This is a genomic window from Chryseobacterium sp. CP-77, from assembly GCF_036362765.1.
Lineage (GTDB): Bacteria > Bacteroidota > Bacteroidia > Flavobacteriales > Weeksellaceae > Chryseobacterium > Chryseobacterium cupriresistens.
Window position 1 is genome coordinate 911,074 of sequence record NZ_CP143637.1, and the last position, 25,668, is coordinate 936,741.

The 25,668-nt window shown below is 38.3% G+C and carries 19 protein-coding genes; 13 read left to right on the forward strand and 6 right to left on the reverse strand.

Going from position 1 to position 25,668, the window contains the following annotated elements:
• Positions 1 to 9 precede the first annotated feature (9 nt).
• On the reverse strand, positions 10 to 1,215 hold the full coding sequence (locus V0410_RS04000; protein WP_330746411.1) for a CynX/NimT family MFS transporter: 1,206 nt from the start codon (positions 1,213 to 1,215) through the stop codon (positions 10 to 12).
• A 71-nt stretch (positions 1,216 to 1,286) separates the two neighbouring features.
• Between V0410_RS04000 and V0410_RS04005 the strand changes: the two genes are divergently transcribed.
• The 10 genes from V0410_RS04005 to V0410_RS04050 all read left to right on the forward strand — a co-directional run bounded on the left by V0410_RS04005 (position 1,287) and on the right by V0410_RS04050 (position 16,089).
• Positions 1,287 to 2,069: an AraC family transcriptional regulator gene (locus tag V0410_RS04005; RefSeq protein WP_330746412.1), complete on the forward strand. Its 783-nt coding sequence runs from the start codon at positions 1,287 to 1,289 to the stop codon at positions 2,067 to 2,069.
• Between the two features lie 578 nt (positions 2,070 to 2,647).
• Complete coding sequence (locus tag V0410_RS04010) at positions 2,648 to 3,256, forward strand: hypothetical protein (protein WP_330746413.1); 609 nt, start codon at positions 2,648 to 2,650, stop codon at positions 3,254 to 3,256.
• A gap of 84 nt (positions 3,257 to 3,340) precedes the next feature.
• Positions 3,341 to 4,516, forward strand: a complete 1,176-nt coding sequence (locus tag V0410_RS04015) for an MFS transporter (RefSeq protein WP_330746414.1) — start codon at positions 3,341 to 3,343, stop codon at positions 4,514 to 4,516.
• 3 nt (positions 4,517 to 4,519) lie between these two features.
• Entirely contained in the window at positions 4,520 to 5,284 is a 765-nt protein-coding gene (locus V0410_RS04020; RefSeq protein ID WP_330746415.1) for a siderophore-interacting protein, read from the forward strand.
• 66 nt (positions 5,285 to 5,350) lie between these two features.
• On the forward strand, positions 5,351 to 5,920 hold the full coding sequence (locus V0410_RS04025; RefSeq protein WP_330746416.1) for a Crp/Fnr family transcriptional regulator: 570 nt from the start codon (positions 5,351 to 5,353) through the stop codon (positions 5,918 to 5,920).
• 132 nt (positions 5,921 to 6,052) lie between these two features.
• The gene (locus tag V0410_RS04030) at positions 6,053 to 6,415 is read left to right on the forward strand and encodes a hypothetical protein (protein ID WP_330746417.1); all 363 of its coding nucleotides are present in this window, start codon (positions 6,053 to 6,055) and stop codon (positions 6,413 to 6,415) included.
• Positions 6,416 to 6,616: 201 nt separating this feature from the next.
• Positions 6,617 to 10,954 carry a CusA/CzcA family heavy metal efflux RND transporter gene (locus tag V0410_RS04035; protein ID WP_330746418.1) on the forward strand — a complete coding sequence of 1,446 codons (4,338 nt, stop codon included), beginning with the start codon at positions 6,617 to 6,619 and terminating at the stop codon, positions 10,952 to 10,954.
• Between the two features lie 6 nt (positions 10,955 to 10,960).
• Positions 10,961 to 12,112 (forward strand): efflux RND transporter periplasmic adaptor subunit, encoded by a 1,152-nt coding sequence (locus V0410_RS04040; RefSeq protein ID WP_330746419.1) that lies wholly within the window; start codon positions 10,961 to 10,963, stop codon positions 12,110 to 12,112.
• 399 nt (positions 12,113 to 12,511) lie between these two features.
• Complete coding sequence (locus tag V0410_RS04045; protein WP_330747657.1) at positions 12,512 to 14,320, forward strand: hypothetical protein; 1,809 nt, start codon at positions 12,512 to 12,514, stop codon at positions 14,318 to 14,320.
• 824 nt (positions 14,321 to 15,144) lie between these two features.
• Positions 15,145 to 16,089: an aldo/keto reductase gene (locus V0410_RS04050; protein ID WP_330746421.1), complete on the forward strand. Its 945-nt coding sequence runs from the start codon at positions 15,145 to 15,147 to the stop codon at positions 16,087 to 16,089.
• A 166-nt stretch (positions 16,090 to 16,255) separates the two neighbouring features.
• Here V0410_RS04050 and V0410_RS04055 read toward each other — a convergent pair whose 3' ends face one another.
• The 3 genes from V0410_RS04055 to V0410_RS04065 form a co-directional block, all read right to left on the reverse strand.
• Positions 16,256 to 18,103 carry a chloride channel protein gene (locus V0410_RS04055; RefSeq protein WP_330746422.1) on the reverse strand — a complete coding sequence of 616 codons (1,848 nt, stop codon included), beginning with the start codon at positions 18,101 to 18,103 and terminating at the stop codon, positions 16,256 to 16,258.
• A gap of 123 nt (positions 18,104 to 18,226) precedes the next feature.
• Entirely contained in the window at positions 18,227 to 19,219 is a 993-nt protein-coding gene (locus V0410_RS04060) for an SDR family oxidoreductase (protein WP_330746423.1), read from the reverse strand.
• A gap of 33 nt (positions 19,220 to 19,252) precedes the next feature.
• On the reverse strand, positions 19,253 to 20,524 hold the full coding sequence (locus tag V0410_RS04065; RefSeq protein WP_330746424.1) for an NAD(P)/FAD-dependent oxidoreductase: 1,272 nt from the start codon (positions 20,522 to 20,524) through the stop codon (positions 19,253 to 19,255).
• Positions 20,525 to 20,749: 225 nt separating this feature from the next.
• On the opposite strand from V0410_RS04065, the gene V0410_RS04070 reads away from it, so the two are divergent.
• Positions 20,750 to 21,739 (forward strand): aldo/keto reductase, encoded by a 990-nt coding sequence (locus tag V0410_RS04070; RefSeq protein WP_330746425.1) that lies wholly within the window; start codon positions 20,750 to 20,752, stop codon positions 21,737 to 21,739.
• A 64-nt stretch (positions 21,740 to 21,803) separates the two neighbouring features.
• On the opposite strand, the gene V0410_RS04075 is transcribed toward V0410_RS04070, so the two are convergent.
• Both V0410_RS04075 and V0410_RS04080 read right to left on the reverse strand, forming a co-directional pair.
• The gene (locus V0410_RS04075; RefSeq protein ID WP_330746426.1) at positions 21,804 to 22,607 is read right to left on the reverse strand and encodes an SDR family oxidoreductase; all 804 of its coding nucleotides are present in this window, start codon (positions 22,605 to 22,607) and stop codon (positions 21,804 to 21,806) included.
• A gap of 21 nt (positions 22,608 to 22,628) precedes the next feature.
• Positions 22,629 to 24,287, reverse strand: a complete 1,659-nt coding sequence (locus tag V0410_RS04080) for an FAD-binding dehydrogenase (RefSeq protein ID WP_330746427.1) — start codon at positions 24,285 to 24,287, stop codon at positions 22,629 to 22,631.
• Between the two features lie 138 nt (positions 24,288 to 24,425).
• Here V0410_RS04080 and V0410_RS04085 point away from each other — a divergent pair, with 138 nt between their 5' ends.
• Together V0410_RS04085 and V0410_RS04090 are read left to right on the forward strand one after the other, a co-directional pair.
• Complete coding sequence (locus V0410_RS04085; RefSeq protein ID WP_216444578.1) at positions 24,426 to 24,854, forward strand: rhodanese-like domain-containing protein; 429 nt, start codon at positions 24,426 to 24,428, stop codon at positions 24,852 to 24,854.
• Position 24,855: 1 nt separating this feature from the next.
• Positions 24,856 to 25,359, forward strand: a complete 504-nt coding sequence (locus V0410_RS04090; protein ID WP_330746429.1) for a TlpA family protein disulfide reductase — start codon at positions 24,856 to 24,858, stop codon at positions 25,357 to 25,359.
• The last annotated feature ends 309 nt before the right edge of the window (positions 25,360 to 25,668 follow it).

Genomic DNA, 25,668 nt, shown 5'->3' on the forward strand with positions numbered 1-25,668 from the left:
TTAACTTTCCTAATCCTCAACATATTTATTTCTTGCCGCCTTCATTCCAAAATACAGCATCAGCAGTACGGCACAGCTTAACAGATAGAATGAACTGTTCCAGGAAATATCCCAATCATGCAGTTTTCCAAACAACGGAGGCCCGAATGCAGCAATCAGATAACCTACAGACTGTGCCATTCCTGATATTTTAACCGCATTGCTGCTGTTTTTCGTTCTCGTGGAAAAAAACAGGATCGACAGGCTGAAAGACAATCCATTAGATATTCCGATAATCACAGCATTCACATAAATCCACTGAGATTTCAGAAAAACAAACATCATTGTACTGCTGAACATCAGGGTACAGATGAAAAGGATCATAAGTCTCTGATCTTTCATTTTACTGGCAATAATCGGACAGCAGAATGTCACAGGAATCATCGTAATCTGAATGACAAAAAATACCCAGCCCGAACTTTCTCCCTGCATATGAAAGTCAGCAAGAAAGGAAGGAAGCCATGCTACCAGGCAATAATAAAATAAAGACTGCAATCCCATAAAAATACTGATATTCCATGCCTGGGCAGATTTGAACATATTAAAATCTGAAGTACTAAGCGCCGTTTTAGATGGAGCCGGATTTCTTTTATTACATATGAATTCCAATGATAAAACAAGAAAAGCCAATGCGGCAATCACCAGCCATATTCCCAGAGAGCCTTTCCATCCAAAACCTGTCAGTTCTCCTATTTTCACGCTGAATCCGGAAGCTAAAGCTGCTGTAAGATTCATAGATACCGCAAAAATTCCTGTCATAAGACCAATCTGCTTTGGAAAATTATTTTTAACGTATCCGGGAGTAACCACATTTCCAATGCATATTCCCAAACCAATGAAGATAGAACCCAAAAACAAAAGCCATAGAGATCCGGTGATTCGCAAAAATAATCCGAAGCTTAAAATAATCAGGGAATACATCAGAAGCTTACTGATTCCAAACTTATTAGAAAACCTGCTCACCAGTACAGAACAGGCAGCGAACATAAACAGTGGAATAGAAGTGAGCAGGCTCACCTGAAAATTATCCAGTTGTAAAGCATCTCTTACTTCTCCGAGAACAGGAGCCACCGCAACAATCGGCGAGCGGAGATTGCTGGAAATCAAGATAACAACCAGAACATTAATGATTAATAAAACATACGAAGCATTCTTCTTTACTTCACTCTTCATCATAATAAAAACTTTTGTACAAAATTAACATAGTAAATTTGTTTAATTTTGCCAAAGTTTTAACCTGAAACGACATGAACGCTAATGACAGTATAAAAATAGATGACCTCAAAAAACCATATTTTGTATGGTTTGAAGAAAACTGGATTCACGATAACGTACTTCATCACCATCAGAAAGGCCAGCTTGTATATGTAGAGAGCGGTTTTCAGTATATTACCATTGAAGAAAAAATCTATCTCCTTCCCCAGAATCATGCAGTATGGATACCTCCCAATGCTGTCCATAAAACCAATTCCCATTCTGAAAAAATCAAACTGATGATCATGTTTGCGGACATCAGGACCGAAGAAGCTTTTTATCATAAAGTGAACGTATTCTCTGTTCCGCCTGTTTTGAAGGAAATGATAAAATATGCAGAGAAATGGTCCAAGCTGATGACTTCGGATCATCATGAGAACCTGTTCCTGAAAGCAATGTTCAACGAACTTCCACGGTTTGTAGAACATTCTCTGACTTTTCATATCAGCCTTCCGAAAGATAAGCGTCTTGATAAAGTTATAGAACATCTGCATAATCATTATCGTCATGAAATCAACATGGAAAAGCTGAGTGATACAGTTCTTCTGTCTTTCCGTACACTGGAACGTATTTTCAAAAAGGAAACAGGTCTTACCCTAAGCAAGTATCAGCAAATGCTTCGTATCATCAAAAGTCTGGAACATTTGAGCTCCGGAAATCTTACGATTTCAGAGACAGCTTATGAAGTAGGATATAAAAGTGTTCAGGCTTATACCAGAAGTTTTCAGTCTGTGATGAAGTTCAGGCCAACTGATTTTATGAGAAACATTCAATAGGTTTTTAACCTGTAGAATGTCAGTTTGAATATATTAAAAAAGGGAATTATTAACATTACAAAACTTCTTGACTTCCTTTAAATAAAAGCAGTGATCTGGCTCAAAAAAGAAAATATTTCACATTTTGATCATTTTTCCACTTCAACAGTCAATATTCAATTATGATATTGTTAAAAATAAAAAGGTCTCCACGAATGGAGACCTTAAAAAAACACAAATGATGAAAAAAAATTATTTCGATTCACAAATATAAACAAAAATCATGTTATGTAAAACATCATAAGCTTATTTTTTTTAAAAATTATTGATTTGATATAAAAATAATTATTTCCTAAATCTTCTTCGTTTTCTTTGAGATTCCGAAATTGACAACATAAAAATCTATGCTAATAAATATAATTCGCCATCTGAGGAATTGTACACACGATTTTTAACCAAAATAAAGAAATGTCAAAAAGTGAATTATTATCAAAATTTGGTCTTATCCCGGTTGGTATTCAAACAATCGTTTAACTATTTATATGATCCTGCGCATAAATTCTATAAGTTTTTTATACTACTTTGCTTAAAAATCTAATATGATTCCAAAAATACTTAAGGGTGTTCCTGCACAAAAATCAGGAGGCTTTCATGACACGGAAAGCAGAAAAGTATTTGACCAGGCTCTGATTCCGGAAAAATTTGAAATATTAAAAAAAAGATTTTTTTCAGTTAATCAATGGGAAAGTTACAGCGGGAAAGCGTTTGCCGCATTTAAATTGCATAATTTTAATGGTGATCCTGTCGACCGCGAACCTCTGATAGGAGATTTTATCCGGATTGATATTCCTGGCCCGGGAGAAGCAGAGGCAAAAGGGTATGATTGGGTAAAAATAACAGATATCTGTTTCTATGAGGATAGCTTTTCCGAGAGCCTGTCTATCACATGCGAACCTTCAGTAAATCCTCAAAATAAGAAAAGCCGTCACATTGCTCATTTTTATAGTTCTGCAGCCAGCTCAACCTTCATGATATCCAGAAGTACCGATCATCTGCAAGCAGCGGTATACGGCCGAAATGAAAGACCTAACCGAAACGCTAAGTTTCTGGATGTCATCAGAAATCTTGTGATTGCTATTGGCGGAATGATGGGAATTGCAAAAATACAGTGGAAGCAGCTTACTGATAGTTTTCTGGATTTTGATTAAATAGCTGTACCTTTTTTGACTTAGATCAAAGTTTTGTATTGACTGTTCGGAGACCTTTGCACCGAATATTTTAAAACAAAATTTATGAGTACAACATTAGAAAAGGGACCAACTATTACTTTCTATCAGGCTACTGTTCCTATTATCATTTCAGTATTTGGAGTTTATCTTACCATAGGAATTGCTTTGGGAGTAGTTCCCGGATTTGTTCAGAACACTTTAGGTTTTGACAGCATTATTGTAGGTCTTGTCATCGGACTGCAATCATTGTCTACACTTTTAACCCGAGCCTATTCCGGAAAAATTACAGATACCGGAGGTGCCAAGAAAAGTAAAATGTCGGGGGTAGTATTAGCCGTTGCAGCGGGGATTGTTTATGTGATGGCTGTATTATTTCAGGCGCATCCTTTCCTGGCCCTTTCCTTCCTTTTAATAGCAAGAATTATTCATGGGATTGGCGAAAGCTTCCTGGTTACCGGTGCATTAACCTGGGGAATAGGCCTAGCAGGTCATTCCAGCTCAGGCAAAGTAATGACGTGGAATGGTATCGCGATGTATGCAGGAATTGCAATCGGAGCTCCGCTAAGCATCTGGTTAAGTAAAGAATACCATATTCTGCCTGCTTTTCTTCTTATTGCCTTACTTCCGCTGGTAAGCTGGCTTTCTACAGCAAAACTTCCTTCTATTCCCGTGGATAAAGATCATGTAAGAACACCTTTCTACAAAGTAATTGGTGCCATTTCCGGTCAGGGACTGAGCCTTGCTTTTTCCTCAATGGCTTTTGGATGTATTGCTTCTTTTATTGCCTTGTTTTTCTCCCAAAAAAACTGGGGTGATGCTTCACTGCCCTTTATGGTTTTTGGAGCATCTTATGTGCTGACCAGAATTTTCTTTGCTTCTTTTCCGGATAAATACGGTGGTTTTACAATAGCCTTAATCTCTCTGATTATCGAAGTGGCCGGACAAATGCTGATCTGGACCTCTACATCCAAAACATTGGCCATTATCGGATGTGGATTAACGGGGGGAGGATTTTCATTGGTTTTTCCGGCTTTGGGAGTTCTTGCCATTCAAAAAGTAAAGCCGCAGATGAGAGGAACAGCATTAGGAGCCTATGTAGCATTTGTTGACCTTTCATTAGGTCTCGCGGGGCCCATTGCAGGATTAATTGCAGGCTGGTTTGATTATCAGACCGTTTATCTCTTCGGAGGCATCAGCTGTATAGTGTCTTTCATTATTTTACTGTTTAATAAAAAATAAAAAATGGAAAATTCTATAATAATTCACGCAGAAAAAACGAAAAAAATCCGTTCTGCATTTATCGTTAAAAACAAACAATATCTTACACCACATCTTATCCGTGTGATATTTGATATTGATGATAGCCAGGCTGAATTGCTGTCTCATGTACGCTCTGGTTCTAATAATAAAATTTTTGTCCCGGCTGAAAAGGGAAGTACGCCACTTATCAGAACCTACACCAACAGGAAGATTGATCTGGAAAACCGGGAATTAAGCATTGATTTTGTCGCCCATGGTGACAACGGACCAGCTTCTGCATGGGCATTGAAGGCCAATCCAGGGGATGTATTGGAAGTAGGGATGAAAGAAAGTAGCAGACCTTTAATTCCTGATGCAGATTTTTACCTGATTGTGGGAGATGCAACTGCACTGCCTGTTATTTGCGCCATCACAGAACAGTTTCCTTCCTATGTAAGAGCAAAAATAATATTGGAAGTGGCAGATAAAGAGGATGAGCTTATGCTTTGTTCTGCAGCAGATATTTCGGTTGAATGGCTGCACAATCCTCATCCCGAAAAGGGAAGCAGGCTTGCCGAAGCGGTGAAATGTGTTCAGTTTCCATCAGGTGTATTGAAAGAATATGTTTACATCGCTGCAGAATATACCACGGTACATGAGCTTCGCACCTATTTTAAAACAAACCTGGAATGGGACACCCAAGCCCTATATGCCTGTTCCTATTGGAGAGCAGGGCAACCGGAAGGAAAAACTTCTGAAAGCACTTAAGAAGCATGAACAGCAATAAGTTTTTAACATATTTATTGCTACATTTGCGGTGACTGATTTAAATAAATGGAAGACGTATTAGTTTCATATATTAAAAGCAAAATATCAATAACAGATGAAGAATTGAAAGTTATTCTTTCCTATTTCAAACCTGTCAAATTAAAAAAGAACGAGCTTCTCGTCACCAATGTTCATTCTCCCAAAAAAACATTCTTTGTTGTAAAAGGCTGTTTACGGATATTTTACATTAATAAGCTAGGACAGGATTCTACAAGATATTTTGCTTTTGAAAATCAGTTCGCTACAGCGCTTCATACCTTTATTACTTCGGAACCTTCTGATGAACTTCTTCAGGCAGTAGAAGATTCAGAGGTCTATTATATTACCCATCAGGATTTTTATCATTTATTGGACATTATCCCTCAATGGGAAAAATTTTACAGAATTTATATTGAAATCGCCTGTATTGCCAACACTAAAAGGCTGATGTCTTTTATGGTGCAGGATGCTCTTGAAAAATACAGACAGTTACTGGAAGAAAATCCGATTATTGTACGCCGGCTTTCCAACAAACTGGTGGCTTCCTATCTGAATATCTCACAGGAGACACTGAGCAGACTGAAGTCAAGGCTATGATTTTTGTTTGATCAATCGAACATTATGATGAAGACCTTTTATTTATTTAAACCATTTTTAAACTAGATAAAATTCTCAAAAAATTAATACTACAGCCTTCTCAGGAAAAATTTAAGCCTTATATTTGTACTCATGTTAAAATGGTTTTCCATATTATGTTCAATGATGTATGTGCTGGCTACCACCAATGCGGGGGAAGTACTGAAAGTACCTATGTTTGTGGAACATTTCATGGAATACCACGGAAGTCTTTCAGAATTTGTAATGGAGCATTATGATAATCATAAACAGGATTCTGACTGGGATACGGATCAGAAACTACCGTTTATCAATCCACCTATTGTATTGACAGTACATGCCCAGCTTCCGGAACTTTCATTTGAAATAAAAAAGCCTAAAGAAATTACTGTTTCAATGAAAAGCAGTATCTACAAGGAAAAAGATTTTTCCAACCAATACCTTTCTCAGATTTTCCAGCCACCACGGCTTTCTTAATTGACTTCACATTGAAAATTAATGCTTTATGTTCTTACTTAAAGCAGTGAATTCTTGTTACATATCAATTAGTCCGTAATGCATTGTATTAATGCTTAACCCTTGACCTGAGAAGTTACAAACGTTTATTTTGATGCTTTAAGTTTTGGGAGAATTTCAGCTTTTATAAAGCATTTTGGATTACCATTAATCGTTTTTTCCATGTTAAATAAAATTATTGAGTTTTCTGTAAAGAATAAACTCATCATTGCTCTGTTTACAGTGGCTCTCATCCTCTTTGGAGTCTATGAAACCACTAAACTTCCCATTGATGCCCAGCCGGACATCACCAATAATCAGGTTCAGATTATTACGACTGCTCCTTCTTATGGTGCAGCAGATATAGAACGCCTTGTTACGTTTCCTATCGAACAGGCTACCAGCAATATCAGCGGAATCACAGAATTGAGAAGCTTTTCACGTTTCGGGCTGTCATTGGTGACGGTAGTTTTTGATGATAAGACTGACGTGTATTGGGCCCGACAGCAGGTTCAGGAGCGTTTACAGCTTGTTCAGGACAATATCCCTGCCGGAATCGGTAAGCCTGAATTAGGTCCTATTTCAACCGGATTGGGAGAGATTTTCCAGTATGTGGTAAGGGCCAAAAAAGGATACGAAAATGTATATGATGAAACCGAACTGAGAACTATTCAGGACTGGGTGGTCAGAAGACAGCTTCTCGGAACCAAAGGTGTTGCGGATGTCAGCAGTTTCGGAGGAAAACTGAAGCAGTATGAGATTGCCATCAATCCTAATCAGCTACAGGCATTTAATATCAATATCAATGATGTTTTTGCGGCTCTCGAAAAAAACAATCAGAATACCGGAGGAGCTTATATTGAAAAGAAAGAAACCGTTTTGTTTATCCGCAGCGAAGGGCTGCTGGGAAGTACAGAAGATATTGGAAATATTCAGGTGGCGGAAACCAAAGAAGGTATTCCGGTACATATCAAAGATGTAGCGTCTGTCAAGATCGGTTATGCAACAAGGTATGGCGCCATGACCTATAACGATACCGGAGAAGTATCAGGAGCAATTGTCCTGATGCTGAAAGGAGAAAATGCCAATGTCGTGATCGGAAATATCAAGCAAAGACTGCAGAAAATCCAGGAATCATTACCGGAAGGAGTCGTGATCGAACCTTTTCTTGACCGTGCTAAAATGGTGAACAATACGATCAGCACTGTAAAAACAAACCTGATGGAAGGGGCTTTGATTGTGGTTTTTATTCTGGTTTTATTTCTGGGGAATTTCAGAGCAGGATTACTGGTAGCATCAGTTATTCCTTTGGCCATGCTTTTTGCCATTATTATGATGAATATTTTCGGGGTTGGAGGAAATCTGATGAGTCTCGGCGCGCTGGATTTCGGTCTTATTGTAGACGGTGCTGTTATTATTGTGGAAGCCGTACTGCATCAGCTTGCGCATAAGAAGTATTTTGGAAAAGATAATATGCTCAGCAAAAAGGAAATGGATGATCAGGTTTCCAGCTCTGCTACTAAAATGGTTAACAGTGCGGTTTTCGGACAGATCATTATCTTAATCGTATATCTTCCGATTTTTACGCTTCAGGGAATTGAGGGCAAAATGTTCAAGCCTATGGCTCAGACTGTTGCCTTTGCCCTGATCGGAGCATTTATTCTTTCCCTTACTTATATCCCGATGATGAGCTCTCTGGTATTAAGCAGAAAGAAAAAAGAAAAAGAGACTATTTCAGACCGTGTGATGGGCAAGGTGGAAACCGGGCATCAGAGACTTCTGATGAAAGCGCTTAAATTCAGAAAAACCATAATCATTGGTGTGTTACTCCTGTTTACTGGTGCTGTTGTTACCCTTTCCAGAATGGGTGGAGAATTTATTCCATCTTTGGAGGAAGGCGACTTTGCTGTTGAAATGAGGATTCTTCAGGGAAGTAATATTAATGAAACCAAAAAAGCGACCACTCAGGCAGCGAATATCCTTTTAACACAGTTTCCTGAAGTACAAAAAGTGGTCATGAAAATTGGAAGTGCAGAAATTCCCACGGAACCGATGGCAATGGATTCCGGAGATATGATCATTGTTTTAAAGCCTAAAAAGGAATGGACCTCTGCAACAACATTTTCTGAGCTTTCTGACAAAATGAGCAAAGCATTAAGCGTTATTCCGGGACTGACAACCAGTTTTCAGTTTCCTGTACAGATGCGTTTTAATGAGCTGATGACGGGAGCAAGACAGGATGTGGTCTGCAAGATTTATGGTGAAGACCTGGACAGCCTTGCCAGCTATGCAAAAAAGATGGGAAGCATCATCAACACTGTAAAAGGTGCCCAGGACCTTTATATTGAACCGGTAGTAGGTGCTCCGCAGGTTGTGATTGATTATAACCGTTCGGAGCTGTCCCGGTATAATATTTCGGTGGCAGAAATCAACAGGGTGATCAATATGGCTTTTGCAGGGCAGACCGCAGGTGCTTTGTATGAAGGCGAGAAAAAGTTTGATATCGTTGTCCGCATGGATAATGAACATAAAAAAGATATTACCAGCATCCGGAACCTTTTGGTTCCTACTGCTTCAGGGGTGCAGATTCCCTTGTCACAATTGGCGAAAGTAGAACTTAAAAACAGTCCGAACCAGATTCAGAGAGAAGATACCAAAAGAAGGATTATTGTAGGTTTTAATGTAAGAGGAAGGGATGTTCAGAGTATTGTGGAAGAACTTCAGCAAAAAGCAGATAAGGGCCTGAAACTATCACCGGGATATACCATTTCTTATGGAGGTGCTTTTGAAAACTTAAATGAAGCCAAGGCCAGATTGGGAATTGCTGTTCCTATTTCGTTGGTGATGATTTTCCTGCTACTATTCTTTGCTTTCGGTTCAGTAAAACACAGTTTGTTAATCTATACTGCGATTCCCTTATCTGCGATAGGAGGTGTGTACTTTCTGGCGTTGAGAGGAATGCCTTTCAGCATCAGCGCCGGGGTAGGATTCATTGCTTTATTTGGAGTTGCCGTACTTAATGGAATTGTTTTAATATCAGAATTTAACCGATTGAAAAAGAACGGAATAAACAACACCAGCAGAATTGTACTCATGGGTACAAAAATCAGGCTTCGTCCGGTCTTAATGACTGCATTTGTGGCTTCTCTGGGATTCCTTCCTATGGCCATCAGCAGCGGTGCGGGGGCTGAAGTACAGAGACCTTTGGCAACGGTGGTGATCGGAGGATTGATGCTTGCCACCCTTTTAACCTTGTTTGTCCTTCCAATTTTATACGTCCTGTTTGAACATATTAATAAAGATAAAATGAAATTCTCAAAAAAACTCAACTATAAAAAATTGTCTGTTTTCCTGTTGTTAATATCCTTTGGAACTTATCAGGCTCAGGAAAATATTACCTATGATCAGGCTTTGGAAAAAGCATACCAGCAGAATGGTACTCTTAAAAATTCAAAATTAGTCTCAGATTATCAGGAAAAACTGAAAGCCAGTTATCTGGATATTCCCCAGACGGAAATTACCGGAGGATTTGGGCAAATTCAGGGTGAGGAAACGGATAATTCATTCGGAATCTCTCAAAGATTCAGTTTTCCAACGGTGTATTCAAAAAGAAAACAGATGCTGTATGCCGAATGGTGTGCCAGTGTCATCAGTCAGAATCTTACCAAAACACAGCTTACCAAGGAAGTAACAGACGTTTTCTACAGGATACTGGTGCTTCAGGAAAAGAAAAAAGTGCTTGAATACATCAGCCAGCTTTACAATAATTTTGCAGACAAAGCCGGATTAAGATTAAAAAAAGGAGAAGCCAATATTCTGGAAGAATCTACCGCCGAAATCCAGAAAGAACAGATCAAAGTACAGTTGAATACGTTAGAAAACGACCTGAATATTGCAAAACTTCAGCTTCAGTTATTACTTCAGTCAGAGGTTCCGTACCAACCAGTTGCCGATCATCCCACTATGGATATCGGACTTCAGATTTCAGAAGAAATGGTAAAACAGCATCCTGAGCTTCAATATCTGCAGCAGCAGATTAAAGTAGGTGAGGCCGAAGTACAGCTTGAGAAAAGCAGATTGCTTCCGGATCTTCTTATAGGATACACCAATCAGAGTATGAAAAACATCAATAACAACCGTTTCAATTCAGTTCAGGTGGGCGTAGGAATTCCACTGTTTACCAAAGGACAGAGAGCTTTGGCAAAGGCAGCACAGGCAAAAATTGCCATCTCTGAAAATCAGTATCAGAGAAAAGAAATTGAGCTTAAAAACAGATTGAAACAACAGTTGGCTAATTATATAAACCAACAGCAGATTATTGAAAATTATCAACAAAAACAGCTTCCGAAGTCCGAAACCATTCTAAAAACGGCTCAGAAACAGATGGAAGTGGGGGAAATAGATTATCTGGACTGGGTAATCCTGGTGAATCAGGCCGTAAAAACCAAAGCAGATTATATTGATCAGCTGGAAAAGCTTAATCAAACGGGAGCCGAACTTCAATTCCTAATTTCAAAATAATACATCATGCATTTCAAGAATATACCACTATACAGCCTTGCTTTCATCCTTACTTTATCTTCATGTTCCGGTAAAAAAGACGAAGAAAAAACGGTTTACGAAAACACCAAATTTTCCAAGAATGACAAAAATTCTGTTCACCTTACAGAAAAACAGATTCAGTCTGTAGGGTTAACAACAACCAGTATTCAGAACAGGAATATGGAAAAACTGGTGAAATTAAACGGAAAGGCAGAAATTGCACCATCTCATATCAGTCTGGTTTCCAGTATTATGGGTGGACATATCAAATCGATCAATGTCATTAATGGAAGTCATTTCAGCAAAGGACAAGTGCTTGCAGTAGTAGAAGACCCCCAGTTTATACAATTACAGCAGGATTATCTGGTGACCAAAGCTCAGCTCGAAGCGGCAAGATTGAATTTCAACCGTCAGAAAGATTTGAATACAAGCAAAGCCAGCAGTGACAAAACCCTGCAGACTGCTCAGGCAGATTATTCCACTTTGAACGCCACTTTAAAAGGGTTGGAAGAAAAACTGAGGATCATCGGAATCAATGCCAAAGGCCTGAGTACCGGAAATATCAGAAGTAAAATCAACATTTATGCTCCTTTTACAGGTTTTGTAAGCAAAATTCTGGTGAATAACGGGCAATATATTAACCCTGCAGATACTTTATTTGAGCTGATCAATCCGGCAGGGTTACTTTTAGAGTTGAAGGTTTTTGAAAATGATGTAAATGATGTAAAAGTGGGGCAGGAAATTTTGGTGTACAACAATCAGAATCCTGATGTGAAATCCAATGCAAAAATTGTCAGCGTAGTTCCCAGTATCGAAAACGGTGGTTCTGCAACCGCCATTGCCAGATTATCTTCTGTGAATACTGAATTGGTAAAAGGAATGTACGTAAATGCTGAAGTCAAGATCAGCGGCCGTTACACCCAGGGACTTCCCAACGAAGCGATAGTTTCTTTTGAAAACAAAAATTATGTTTTTGAAGACCTTGGACAATCCAATTACAAAATGATTCCAGTGGTCACCGGAATTTCTGACGATCAGTTTACGGAGATTGTAAAAGCAGATGCTTTAAAGGATAAGAAAATTGTGCAGAAAGGGGCTTACAGTCTTCTGATGATGCTTAAAAACAAAGCAGAATAATTAAAATGAAACCACAAAAGACACAAAAGCTTTTATTTTGAAACACTTTAGCCCACTTAACTAAGCTGAAAATAATGATGTAGAAAATTTCACATAAGCGAAAATCAAAGATTTTCAAAAACTTAGGTGTACTTAGTGTTTAAGCAAGGTTCTTATGAAAAGAAGTTAAATATCAAAAACTTTTGTGACTTTTGCGGTTAGAATAAAACAGACAAGAAGAAAAGATCAGTTATTCAGCTGATCTTTTTTATTTCAAACAATTAAAAAAAATGACATTTGACATGTTTTCAATAATTAAAATACTATTTAACGCATAATTCATTTTAAAATAATATTTTTAAGAAGTGAATAGTTGTAAAGGATTTTTAGATGAACAATAAAAAACTTTATCAAAACTTTATGACACAAAAACCTTTGCACAATTTCCATATTCCGGTAATGGGACTGGCTTACACCATAGACAGCCCGATTCGTGTTGCCCAATATGGAATTTCTTCCGTCATCTCTATTATTGATGATGAAATCCTGGAAAAAATGAAGAACTTTTACAACAAAAAGTTCAATCTTGACTATTTCGGGATCTCAACAAAAACAGAAGATTACAGAGCAAAAAGAGTTACCGCTTACCTGGATATGGTAGATGATATCGTGAATGAAAAATTTGAATCTTTCAAACAGGAAATCAGCAAAAACAAGGAAGCTTTGAAGGATTTCATGGCCATGCTTCCGAATACATCAGACCTCAAAAACAGCCTTCAAAATCTTATCAATCAAAAAGATAACTGGAGTTCCAATATTAAAAACTTCATTGAATCGAATTTAAAACCGGGAAGTATTGATGTCAATATCATGACGAAAGTAGATAAAGACAACTATCAGAATAATGAACAGCTTCCTGTGATGTATAACGATGCCCATGCCTCACTGCGCGGATTTGCCAAAAGTAAGCTATCATCATCAATGGTTCTTTCTGCAGGGATGAATCCCCGTTTGTACAGCTATATGGAGGAGTTTGAAGATTTTTTCCCGGACGAAAACGGAAACATCAAAAAGAAAATTATCCTTAAAGTAAGCGATTTCCGTTCGGCTATGATTCAGGGGAACTTTCTGGCCAAAAAAGGATTATGGGTTTCTGAATACAGAATAGAATCCGGATTGAATTGCGGAGGCCATGCATTTGCTACTGAAGGAATGCTTCTCGGGCCTATCATGGAAGAATTCAAGCAGAAAAAAAACGATCTGATACAATCTGCTCACGCCTTAATGACAGCTGCTTTGGAACAAAAAGGAAAGCATGCAGTTTCCGAACCTTTAGAAATGAAAATTACCGTTCAGGGTGGAGTAGGAACTGCTGAAGAACACGGGTTTTTACTGGCAAATTATAATGTAGACAGCGTAGGATGGGGTTCTCCGTTTTTGCTGGTACCCGAAGCAACATCGGTAGATGCAGAAACCAGAAATTTACTTTTACAATCAAAAGAACAGGATTTCTACCTGAGTAATATTTCGCCTTTAGGAGTGCCCTTCAATACAGTAAAAGGAACATCCAATGAACGGTTAAAGTTTGAAAAAGAAGCAAAAGGTAAATATGGAAGCTCGTGTCCCAAAAAACTTCTGGCATTAAGCAAAGAATTTTCACCGGAAGGAACCTGTACCGCTTCCAGAAAATACCAGGATATCAAACTCAAAGAATTGTACGACAATAAGGAAACCCTTACAGAAAAGGAATTTAATAAAAGAAAATACGAAATTACGGATAAAGCGTGTCTGTGTGTAGGACTTGTGAATGCTGCATACATGGAGCAGAATCTTGAAATCAAAGGGGAAAAGCAAGGCGTTGTCATATGTCCGGGACCTAATATTGCCTTTTTTGATAAGGAAGTTTCTCTTTCGGAAATGGTAAAACATATCTACGGAAACACCAATATTCTTTCCAACAACCAGCGTCCGAATATGTTTATTAATGAATTGAAAATGTATGTGGATTATCTGAGAAAGGAAATCAGCGAATCCACTGCACAGATTACCCATTCGCAGACAAAAAAATGGAATGCTTTCAGGAAAAATGTTCTTGAGGGTATCGAATATTATCATGAGCTTTTTAAAGCATCACCATTCTTCAGCAACGGTTTGTCAACCATTCATCATCAGTTACAGGAATACAAACTTCAGCTTATCGCTATTGACATTCCTCAGGTTGAAAAATAACCGTATTTTTAATTGATAGATAATAAAAACAGCTTTTACATGGCTGTTTTTATTTTTTTGACCTATTTTTATTGGAAAAGTGCACAGGCGCAAGAATTTCGGCTTCATTCAATGTAAGATTTTCAGAAAGTGATATGTTAAGAGATTCTACAGATTTTTTGCAAAAAACATAAAAATAAGCAGTATTCAATTTTATCGAAGATAAAATCCTTTTGCCTTAAAAGCAGTTCGTTTTTAATTTATTTGTGCCTTGGTCTACCCTAATAATTTTAAAAGCAAAGGAACATAATTTCAACTGATAAAGAAGGGAGCGAAGAATGATCAATAAAATTGATCTTCTCTAAGCGTATGCATATGCAGAAAGCTTATTCAACGACAAAGTCGCTCCTTTTGCTTCCTTAAAAATAATTATATTTTCTTATCAACTTTGCGTTTAACAGTATAGAGTATATCTCTTTTTGTTAGAAAGATGCAAGGACGCAAGGTTTTATTACCATATATATTTTTAAGAAGCAGGAACATTTCGACTTCATTCAATGAAAGATTTTCAGAAAGTGATATGTTAAAAGATTTTACATTTTTTTTGCGAAAGGCATAAAATAAGCAGCATTCAATTTTATCGGAGATAAAATTTTTGCGTCTTTAAAACAGTTAGCTTTTAATTTATTTGCGCCTTTGCGATTTTCCAACACATTCAAGTAATCAAAAAAACTGAGGAAACATCAGCATTCCCATTTATAATAACTATGGCCGGAATGGTCATTTTAAATATTTTCCAGGCTTAATATTCCCTACCTTAGAGATCACTTAGTAAAATTATTTTTATGGAAAAAAGAAAAATCAAAAACACCGATTTAACGATTGCACCCATCAACTTCGGAGGAAATGTTTTTGGATGGACGCTGGACGAGAAACAGTCTTTTGATATACTGGACCGCTTCACAGAAGCCGGATTCAATTTTATAGACACTGCAGATACCTATTCATGGTGGGTGAACGGTAAAGGCGGACAGTCTGAAGAGATCATCGGAAAATGGATGAAAAGCAGAGCGAACCGCAATGATATCGTTCTGGCAACCAAAGTAGGTTCAGAAACGAAAGAACATGGCTATGATATCAGCAAAAAACATATCCTTAAATCTATAGATGAGTCTCTGCAAAGACTTCAGACGGATCATATTGATCTTTATTATACGCATTTTGATGACAATACGACTCCCGTAGAAGAAACCCTTTCGGCTTATGATGAGATCATTAAAGCTGGAAAAGTACGTTATATTGCAGCTTCCAACTTATCACCGGAACGTTTGAAAGCATCATTTGAGGCAGCTGAAAAGAATAATCTTCCTAAATATGTTGCTCTACAGCCACATTACAATCTCATGGAAAGAGAAGGTTTTGAACAAAATTATGCTCCTCTGGCAGAACAGTTTGACCTAAGTGTTTTTCCTTATTGGTCTTTGGCGGCAGGTTTCTTAACCGGTAAATACCGTGATGAAGCAGATCTGGCAAAAAGTGCAAGAGGTGAGGGCGTAAGAAAATATTTAAATCCTAAAGGACTGGAAGTATTAAAAGCGCTGGATCAGGTAAGTGCAAAGCATAATACTACACAAGGAACGGTTTCTTTAGCATGGTTATTATCCAATCCTTTAATTACAGCACCTATTGTAAGTGCTACCAGTGCCTCACAGCTTGAAACGGTATTCAATGCACCAAAACTTGTTCTGGATCAGGAAGATATTGAGCTGCTGAATAACGCAAGCAACTAATTTCTTCAACTTTCATTACAGATTAAAAATTAAATCCGTTCATTCCTGAACGGATTTTTTATGAGTAGACGATGATAACCACCCCGTCAAAAATTCTTTGAATTTTTGCCATCCCTCCGGAGGAGAGGGAATTGAGGTCTTCGGTTGTTATATTCTGTTATTACTATTAATCGGAATATTCTTTCAGAAGCTGTCTGTAGCTCATTAATATGGAAGATTTTGAGATAAAACCGATGAACTCATTATTCTCACTTACTACAGGTAAATTCCATACTCCCGTATCATCAAAGGTCTGGAGAATATCCAGGGGTTTATTTTCGCGGTGAAGAACAGCTGGTGGAGCTTTCATGATCTGGGCAACCGTCTGTGAAGTTTCCATTTCTTTGTTAAAAAGGTAAGGCCTTATATCATCTAACGTAAGAACTCCTCTCAGTTTTCTGTTTTCATCTACAACAGCGAAAATATTTTTATTACCATTCTTTACCATTTCAAACAATTCTGTAACAGAAGCATTTTCATTAATGGTCTGAGAATATTTGTCAATAAAATCTTCAGTTCTTAAGGCAAAGAGAAGGTTTTTATCATGCTTATTTGTGAAAATTTTTCCTTCATCTGCCAATGATTTCAGTTCAGGAGAAATCGGGGAGAACCATTTGGCAATGAGATAAGATATAATGGATACAATCATGAGAGGAATAAACAAATCATATCCGAAGCTGGATTCAGCGATCAGGAAAATTGCAGTAAGAGGAGCATACAAAACACCGCTCATTGCTCCTGCCATTCCTACCAAAACGAGATTGGTTACCGGAACATCTGTAAACCCTAAATGCTGGCATACCAAGGCAAACAGATAACCCAGAGTTCCACCGGCAAAAAGCGAAGGGGCAAAGTTACCGCCGTTTCCGCCGCTAAAGATCGTAAATGAAGTAGCAAATGCCTTTAAAAGCAATACCAGTACAAGAAATATGATAATAGTCCAGTCTCCGATCTCAAAATACCTGAAAAAACTGTTTTCAATAATGGAGTAGGTGTTTCCATTCGTAAAAGCTTTTACCGTTTCATAACCTTCCCCAAACAACGGTGGAAAAAGAACGCATAACAGGGAAAGTACGGCGCCTCCAAACATGGCTTTACGCATTCTCGAAAGCTGCAGTCCTTTTATAAAATGTTCTACTTTTTGAGAAATAATCACAAAATAACGGGCATACAAGCCCGTAACAATCCCTAAAATAAGATAGTACGGAACATTTTTATAGTTGAAGGGATCCCTGGTATAAAACCTGAAAAGAACATCTTCCTGAAGTAAAATTCTTGATAAAAGACTTCCGCAAACCGCAGCTACAACCAACGGAATGAAATCGGTGAAAACCACTCCGGTTAATAGAATTTCAAAGGCAAACATAATCCCTGCAATCGGGGCATTAAATGCTGAAGCGATCCCGGCAGTTGCTCCGGCAGCCAGTAACAACGTACGTTCTTTATAACTTAACCTGTAGGTTTGTGCATAGTTGGAACCGATAGCAGCTCCGGTAACGGCAATAGGGCTTTCCAATCCGGCAGAACCTCCCAATCCTACGGTAACAGCACTTTGTATCACCTGGGAATACATTTTAACAGAGGCCACAATACTGGAATTCTGTGCAATTTCGTATAAAATAGCCCCGATTCCTTTACGATCCTGACCTTTAAACAAGGTAAGAACAATCATCGTTGTCAGAACGATTCCTAAGAAAGGAAAAACAATATAGAATAAAATCTGATATTCAAAATGAACCTTATTGGTAATGAAATAATGGATATTGTGCACGAGTGTTTTCAGGATAACTCCCGCCAGACCCGCCGTGCAGCCTACCAGAATTCCGGAAAGAACAAGAAACTGATTTCTGCTCAGTCTGTTGTTCAGCCAATGCAGGATAAGCTCATAACTGCGTGCTTTTTCCAGCCCGTATTTCTGGAAATCTCTTTTAAATTTAAGGAAACTGAGGTATTTTTTTTTGTTGTGAATTTTCACCGCCGAAATATTTTACACTATCATCAGATTGATAAAGTTTTGTAAATTTATGAAATATATCACAAAAAATATAGTAAAGAGCCTTTTTCAAACTATAGCGATGACTGTTTATTTCTATTAATCTTACCTTATTTCTTTCGTTTTTCCTGAAAAGATGAGCCCAACAGCCAATGCTCCAATGATTCCTGCGCCTGCCAACATCAATGGTTTTGTAGAAACAGATAATAGTGTTTTCCCATCAATTCCCATATTTCCTGAGGAAGATTGGCGGACATTTCCACCTGTATTTTCTGCCTTATTGGCTTTCTTCATTATCATTCTCATTCCTGCAGAAGATACATAACGGATGATTCCCGGAAACATTTCATATAAATTTTTAAAAACAACAGCTGACCAGTCCGGATAAGAGGCTTCAGTTGGATTTTTAGCTGTTTTTACAATTGAAGCTGCCAGTTTACGAGGATCAAACGATGGAGGAGGCGTACTGAGCTTTATTCCCGAATAATTGGCTGCATGTTCTATTCCTGATGATTTCTGAAAACCGGGATAAAGCGCACAAATATGGATATCAGGAAAGTCTGAAACTTCACCCTGCAGGCTTTCTACCATTCCGCGAACGCCAAATTTCGAGGCCGTATAGGCTGTTCCATAAGGTGCAGGCATCCATCCGCCAATAGAGATATTATTTAGTAAGACTCCTTTTTTCTGCTTTTTAAAAACAGGAAGCACTGCATGTGCCGAATGCATATACCCCAAAAGGTTGGTTTTCACAATCTGATCGCTGATATCTACCGGAATTTCTTCAAACTTTCCAAATGCAAGCACTCCGGCATTATTGACCCAGTAATCAATTTTCCCGCTGAATTCCAAAGCTTCTCTGACAAGGTTCTGAACATCTTCTGCAACAGAAGTATCGGTGGGGACAGCAATCACTGTAGCACCCAGTTTTCTGCATAATTCTGCAGTTTCTGCCAGGGCTTCTTCTCCTCTTGCTGCCAATACCAGATCAGCTCCCTGTTCGGCAAAAGCTTCTGCCGTAGCCTTACCAACTCCGCTAGAAGCACCGGTGATGACGACTGTTTCTCCAAAAAACGGAGGTCTTCTTTGATTTTTCATAATATGATGGATTTAAGTGTTCTTATTTTTTTATCATGATCCGTTTCCTGTATTTCTTTTCGGAAAGAGAATAAGCCGGATGGATGGATTATTGGTGATGAATAGCCGGAACCAGTCCATGGCCAGCTGAAGTTTATTTTTAAACCCTACCAAAGGAATGATGTGGATGAAAAGCCAGGTAAGCCAGGCTATAAAACCGTTAAAGGAATTTTTCGGAAGATCTACTACCGCATTGTATTTTGATATGATGGCCATACTTCCTTTATCATTGTACCGGAATTGTTCCAGGACTTTTCCGTCTTCTATCCTTTTAAAATTGGAAGCGAGATTTTTAGCCTGCTGAATGGCAACCTGAGCCAGCTGAGGATGTCCTTTTGGATATTTTTCTTCTGTCAGCATCAGACATATGTCTCCCAATGCATAAATATTGGTAGTTCCGGTTACTTTATTATAGTCATCCACCAATATTCGTCTGCCTTTTCCGATGGTTTCGTCCGGTAATCCGGGGATTTCTTTTCCAATGACTCCGGAAGTCCAGATCAGGGTTTCTGTTTCAATAGAATTTCCGTCGCTCAGAATGACTTTACAGTCTTTATAATCTTTTACAGATACATTCAAAAGGATTTTCACGCCTAATTCTTTCAGTTTCTCATAGGCCGTTTTCTGGGCCAGCTGGCTCATAGGCGAAAGTAAAGTAGGTAAAGCATCAATAAGGTAAAGATTGGAAAGTCCCAGTTTGATTTCCGGATATTCTTTCTGGGCAATATATTTTCCCATTTCCGCAAGCATTCCTGCCAGTTCTACTCCTGTAGGTCCGCCTCCGGCAATCACGATATTCTGAAGTTTTTCGGCTTCCTTAATATCTTTATTTCTAGCGGCTTCTTCCAGAGTCAGCAGAATATGATTCCTCAGATAGAGGGCTTCTTCTATATTTTTCATCGGAAGCGAACATCTCTTTACATTTTCCATTCCGAAAAAATTGGACTCTGTGCCCAATGCCAGCACCAGATAATCATAACTGAGATTTCCCGTATCAGTTTCTATGGTCTTATTTTCAGGATTTACCCTGACCAGGCTTCCCATGTGAAATTTCACATTTTTATTGTTTGAAAACAATTTTCTGAAAGGATAACTGATATTGGAAGCTTCTATAAACGAAGTAGCTACCTGATAGATAAGTGGCGGGAAAAAATGATAATTGTTTTTATCGACCAGCGTTATTCTGAACCTTTTATCATTCTTAAGAGACTTGATAAGGTTAATACCCGCAAATCCTCCTCCTACGATTAGAATGTGCTTTTTCATAGTATGTGATTATTTCAAATGGTGTACTGAAATTCATTCAATAACAAGACCAAAGGAGCTACGAAATAAATATTTAACATAATATTCAAAATACTGAAATACCTATTGTTCCGGCAGCTGGTACGGATTTCAGTGTTTCATTACAATTTTCTTTTTAACATTTCTATGGAGGGCAGCATGATGTTTGTACTGTAAAAATCATCCAACACTTTAAATATTCAACATATGAAATCAGACATTTTAACAGAAAAGCACCGACTGGGAATAGGGGGTGTAGCAATAGGAACAGCTTTTGAAAATATTACAGATGAACAGGCTCAGGAAATTCTACAGACAGCCTGGGAAACCGGAATCCGGTATTATGATACGTCTCCATGGTACGGATTAACCAAAAGTGAAAGAAGATTTGGACATTTTCTTAAAGATAAAGACAGGGGTGATTTTATTTTATCAACCAAAGTAGGAAGACTTTTTCAACAGGTCCCGGAATCTGAAGTTCCTCCAACGATGTGGAAAAAACCACTTAACTACGACTTCTTCCATGATTATACCGCCGACGCCGTAGAAAAATCTATTGAAGACAGCCTGGAAAGAACCGGATTGAGTCATATTGATATTGTTTATATTCATGATTTGTCTGAAGATCAGGTAGGAGACCGTTATCCTTATTTTCTGAAACAGGCAAGAAACGGAGCTTTTAAAATTCTTTCTGAACTTCGCAGCCAGGGAGTGATAAAAGCATGGGGAATGGGTGTTAATAAAATAGAACCTATTTTAGACTGTATTGAATCTGCTGATCCGGATATCTGTCTTTCGGCCACGCAATATTCCATTCTGGAACATGAAGATGCTGTGGACCGTCTTCTACCTGCAGTCAAAAAAGCAGGGGTAAAACTGGTTTCGGGAGCTGGGTACAATTCAGGCTATATAGCAGGAAGAGAACGCTATAATTATAAAGATGTGATTCCGAAAGGAATGCATGAAAAGCGAGCCAGGATGACTTCCATTGCCGAAAAATACAATATAAGCCTTATTGATGCCGCGCTGCATTTTGTACTGGCCGCTGACGAATTCGCTTCCATTATTCCCGGTGCCAGCCAGCCTGAGCAGGTGAAAGATAATATGAATGCCTTGCAAACCAACGTTCCTGCCGAATTCTGGAAAGAATTGAAAAATGAGGGACTGATTTATGAAAAGGCGCAGGTTCCTGGGTAAATAAAGGTAACCATTATCGTTAATTAACTCAAAGGCCCGATTCTATCCTGAATCGGGCTTTTCTTTATACCACCTTTGCTTTACGGATTATTTTTGCCAATAAGCCTGGAAAAAATCGTTTCAGGTAAACAGCCATCACTTCTTTACCGCCTATCGCTTGTTGTCTTTTCTGTTTTTCAATGGCATAAAGCATTTTTTTTGCGAAGATATCTACAGCCATGCCATTCTTCGTAGCATCATCCATCGTGCCTTGCGTCGAACCATCTCCGGTGACTGCATTAATAGAAATATCAGTCTGTATAAAACCCGGGCAGATCATCGTAATCTTAATATTCTGGCTGAATAATTCTGCCCGCAATGCATCAAAAAAACCGTGTAAAGCATGTTTTGCACCTGCGTATCCGCTTCTCATAGGAGCTCCAAAAATTCCCATAAGACTGGATACAACAGCAATCTGTCCTCCTTTATTTTCAATCATATAAGGTACAACTGCTTTAGTAAGTGCTACAGTTCCGATATAGTCAGTATCGATCAGCTGTTTGTCCACTTCAATATCTGTTTCCATGGCTAAAGACCGTTGTGACAGTCCGGCATTATTAATCAGAATATCAATCTTTCCGAACTTCTCAGCTGCCTTCACTGCAATGGCTGGCATTTCTTTATAATTTTTAAGATCTAAAGGAATGACCACATACCGATCTGTACTCAAACCGGCATTTTCAGCCACGGAATGAAGCTGGCCTTCTTTTCTGGAAGAAAGAATAATTTTGGCATTACTCTTTCTGGTAAGCTCTTTCACTAAAGCTTCTCCAATTCCTGATGATGCACCTGTGATCCAAATGACTTTATGATCAAAATAGCTACTCATAATTAATACTTTTATTCAATTTTAAAGTCCGGCAATATATTGTCCGGCTTTCATTCCTGAAAAGATGCAGCCACCTAAAAATGTTCCTTCCAGAGCTCTGTAACCGTGCATTCCGCCGCCTCCAAAGCCTGCAGCTTCTCCGGCAGCATACAATCCTTCAATGATCCTGTCGTCTTCTCTCAGCACCTGACCATTCAGATTGGTTTTTATTCCGCCCAAAGTTTTGCGGGTTAAAATATTAAGACGTACCGCAATCAAAGGCCCGTTTTCAGGATTTAAGATCTTATGCGGAGCAGCAACTCTTCCCAATTTATCCCCTAAATAATTCCTTGTATTTCTGATGTAATTAACCTGAGTGTCTTTTGAAAACTTATTGTTTAATTCCCGGTCTCTCGCTTCAATCTGTGATTTTATCTTTTCATATTTAAGGAGATTATTTCCTGCCAGTTCATTCATTCTTTTAACCAGATCTTCCAGGTTGTCTGATACAATAAAGTCTTTTCCGTGCTCTTTAAAAGCCTCTACCGGTCCCGGAGCTTTTTTACCAAAAATCCTTTTCAAAAAAAGAGCATAATCTTTATTGGTGATATCCGGATTCTGTTCCGAACCTGAAAGAGCAAATTCTTTTTTAATAATTTTCTGGGTAAGAATAAACCAGGAATAAGAAAATCCGGTTTCCTGGATATACTGTAAAGTCCCCAATGTATCAAAACCGGGAAGAAAAGGAGCGGGGAGACGTTTTCCTTTCGCATCAAACCATAATGATGAAGGCCCGGGCAATATGCGGATTCCGTGATTAGGCCAGATAGGATTCCAGTTTTGCAACCCTTCCGTATAGTGCCACATCCTGTCCGGATTGATGATATGAGCTCCAGCATGTTCTGCAATGCCTATCATTTTTCCATCCACATAAGCAGGAACACCACAGACCATATTTTCAGGTGCTTTTCCCAATCTTTCCGGCCAGTTTTTTCTTACCAGGTCATGATTGGCACCAATTCCTCCTGAAGCGATGATGATATTAGGAGCTGTATATTCAAATGCAGAGATGATATTCCTGTTCGTTGCAGCACCTCTTTCCTGGTTATCATTTTCCAGAATATCTCCTTTAAGGCCTATCATTTTGCCGTTTTCCTCTATCAATTCAGTTACCCGATGTCTGAATTTCATCTGAAGCAGTCCTTTTTCCTGAGCTTTGTAAGCTTTTTCTACAAAGGGTTTTACCACGCCTGTGCCTGTTCCCCAACTCACATGAAAACGGGGTACGGAATTTCCATGGCCCGTTGCCGAACCATCGCCACGCTCTGCCCAGCCCACCATAAACATCAGCCTGATTCCCAGTTTGGAAATGTAATCATACTTTTCACCGGCAGCAAATTTCAGATAAGCTTCAGCCCACTGGCGGGGCCAGTAATCTTCCGGACGGTCAAAACCAGCGGTACCTTTCCAGTCCTGCAGTGCCAGCTCATAAGAATCTTTGATTCCCATTCTTCTTTGCTGGGGAGAATTAATCAGAAATAATCCTCCAAAGGACCAGAATGCCTGTCCACCGATATTCTGCTCTGTTTCCTGATCCAGAAGCAATACTTTTTTTCCGGCATTGGTAATTTCCATCGCCGCGGTAAGCCCTGCCAGTCCGGTTCCGATAATAATTGCATCGGGCTGGAATTTTTCTTCCATTGTTAAAAGTATTTGTTATAGATAAATGTATAAAATTATTCGGAATCGGATTTAAAATTAAAAATTTAAATAAGCCTGCTTTGAGTAATCAGCCCTGAACTCTGAACTTTTCAACTTATCTTTGTGAAAAATAGAAGTATGAAGTATTTGTTTATCATTGCCTGCCTGGTTTGTTCCATATTCAGTCAGGCACAGCAAAAACAGGATCCATGGAAAGACAGCCAGCTGATGGATCCGGCGTTATTGGCTTCCAGAATTGAAAATCAAAAAACAAAGGATCTGGTCATCATTTCAGTAGGTCCTGAAGCTATTGTGAAAGGTTCTGTAGACATCGGACCGACTCATGAACCTGAAAATCTGGAAAAACTGAGAAATTATCTTAAAGATATTCCTAAGAACAGAGAAATTGTGATCTATTGCGGTTGCTGTCCTTTTGTAAAATGTCCTAATATCCGTCCTGCATTTGCATTGTTAATGGAATTGGGCTTCAAAAATGCAAAACTTTTAAATCTTCCGAAAAACATCAAAACAGATTGGCTGGATAAAAATTATCCTACAAATGATTAATATGAAAAACTCTTTAACAATATTATTTTTCATACTGTTTTCAGGGTATATTTCTGCCCAGAGCACCATAGAAGTAGGGAAGAAAGCTCCTGAAATAACAATGACCAAGGCAGATGGAACTTCATTTTCTCTTTCAGCATTAAAAGGGAAACTGGTTCTGATCGACTTCTGGGCAACGTGGTGCGCACCCTGCGTAGAAGAACAACCTCAACTGAAAACAATGTATGATAGCTATTCCGGGCAGGTTAAAAAAAATCAGTTTGAAATAGTGGGCGTTTCTTTAGACAAGAATAAGGAAAGCTGGCAGAAAGCAATCGACAGGTTTCAGATCAACTGGATACAGATCAGCGATTTAAAATTCTGGAAAAGCCCTGTAGCAAAACTGTATGAAGTAGATGAGCTTCCCTTTAATGTTATTATTGACGGACAGGGAACGATTATAGCTAAAAACCTTCATGGCCAGGAACTTGAAAATTTTATTAAGAAAAATTTGATACAGAATTAAAACAAGTTATTTTTCCGGTGATAATATAAAAGAGTGGTAAGTTATTGTACCACTCTTTTTAGTTGAAAAAGATAGAAGCATTTGTGTCTTAGAATCGTTTTTATAACCAGGTAAAATATCTTATGAAGACCGATTACTGATTATGGGGAAATTCATTATTATGTCTTATCTGAATGTAAATATACTAAATTGTATTTATTAAATCACTTTATATTGAAATATTAAAAAGATTTAATATTGCATAAATAGATCTCAATAATAAAAAATTGCCATTTGCGTTGAAATTAAAACTTTTATACCTTTTACAAA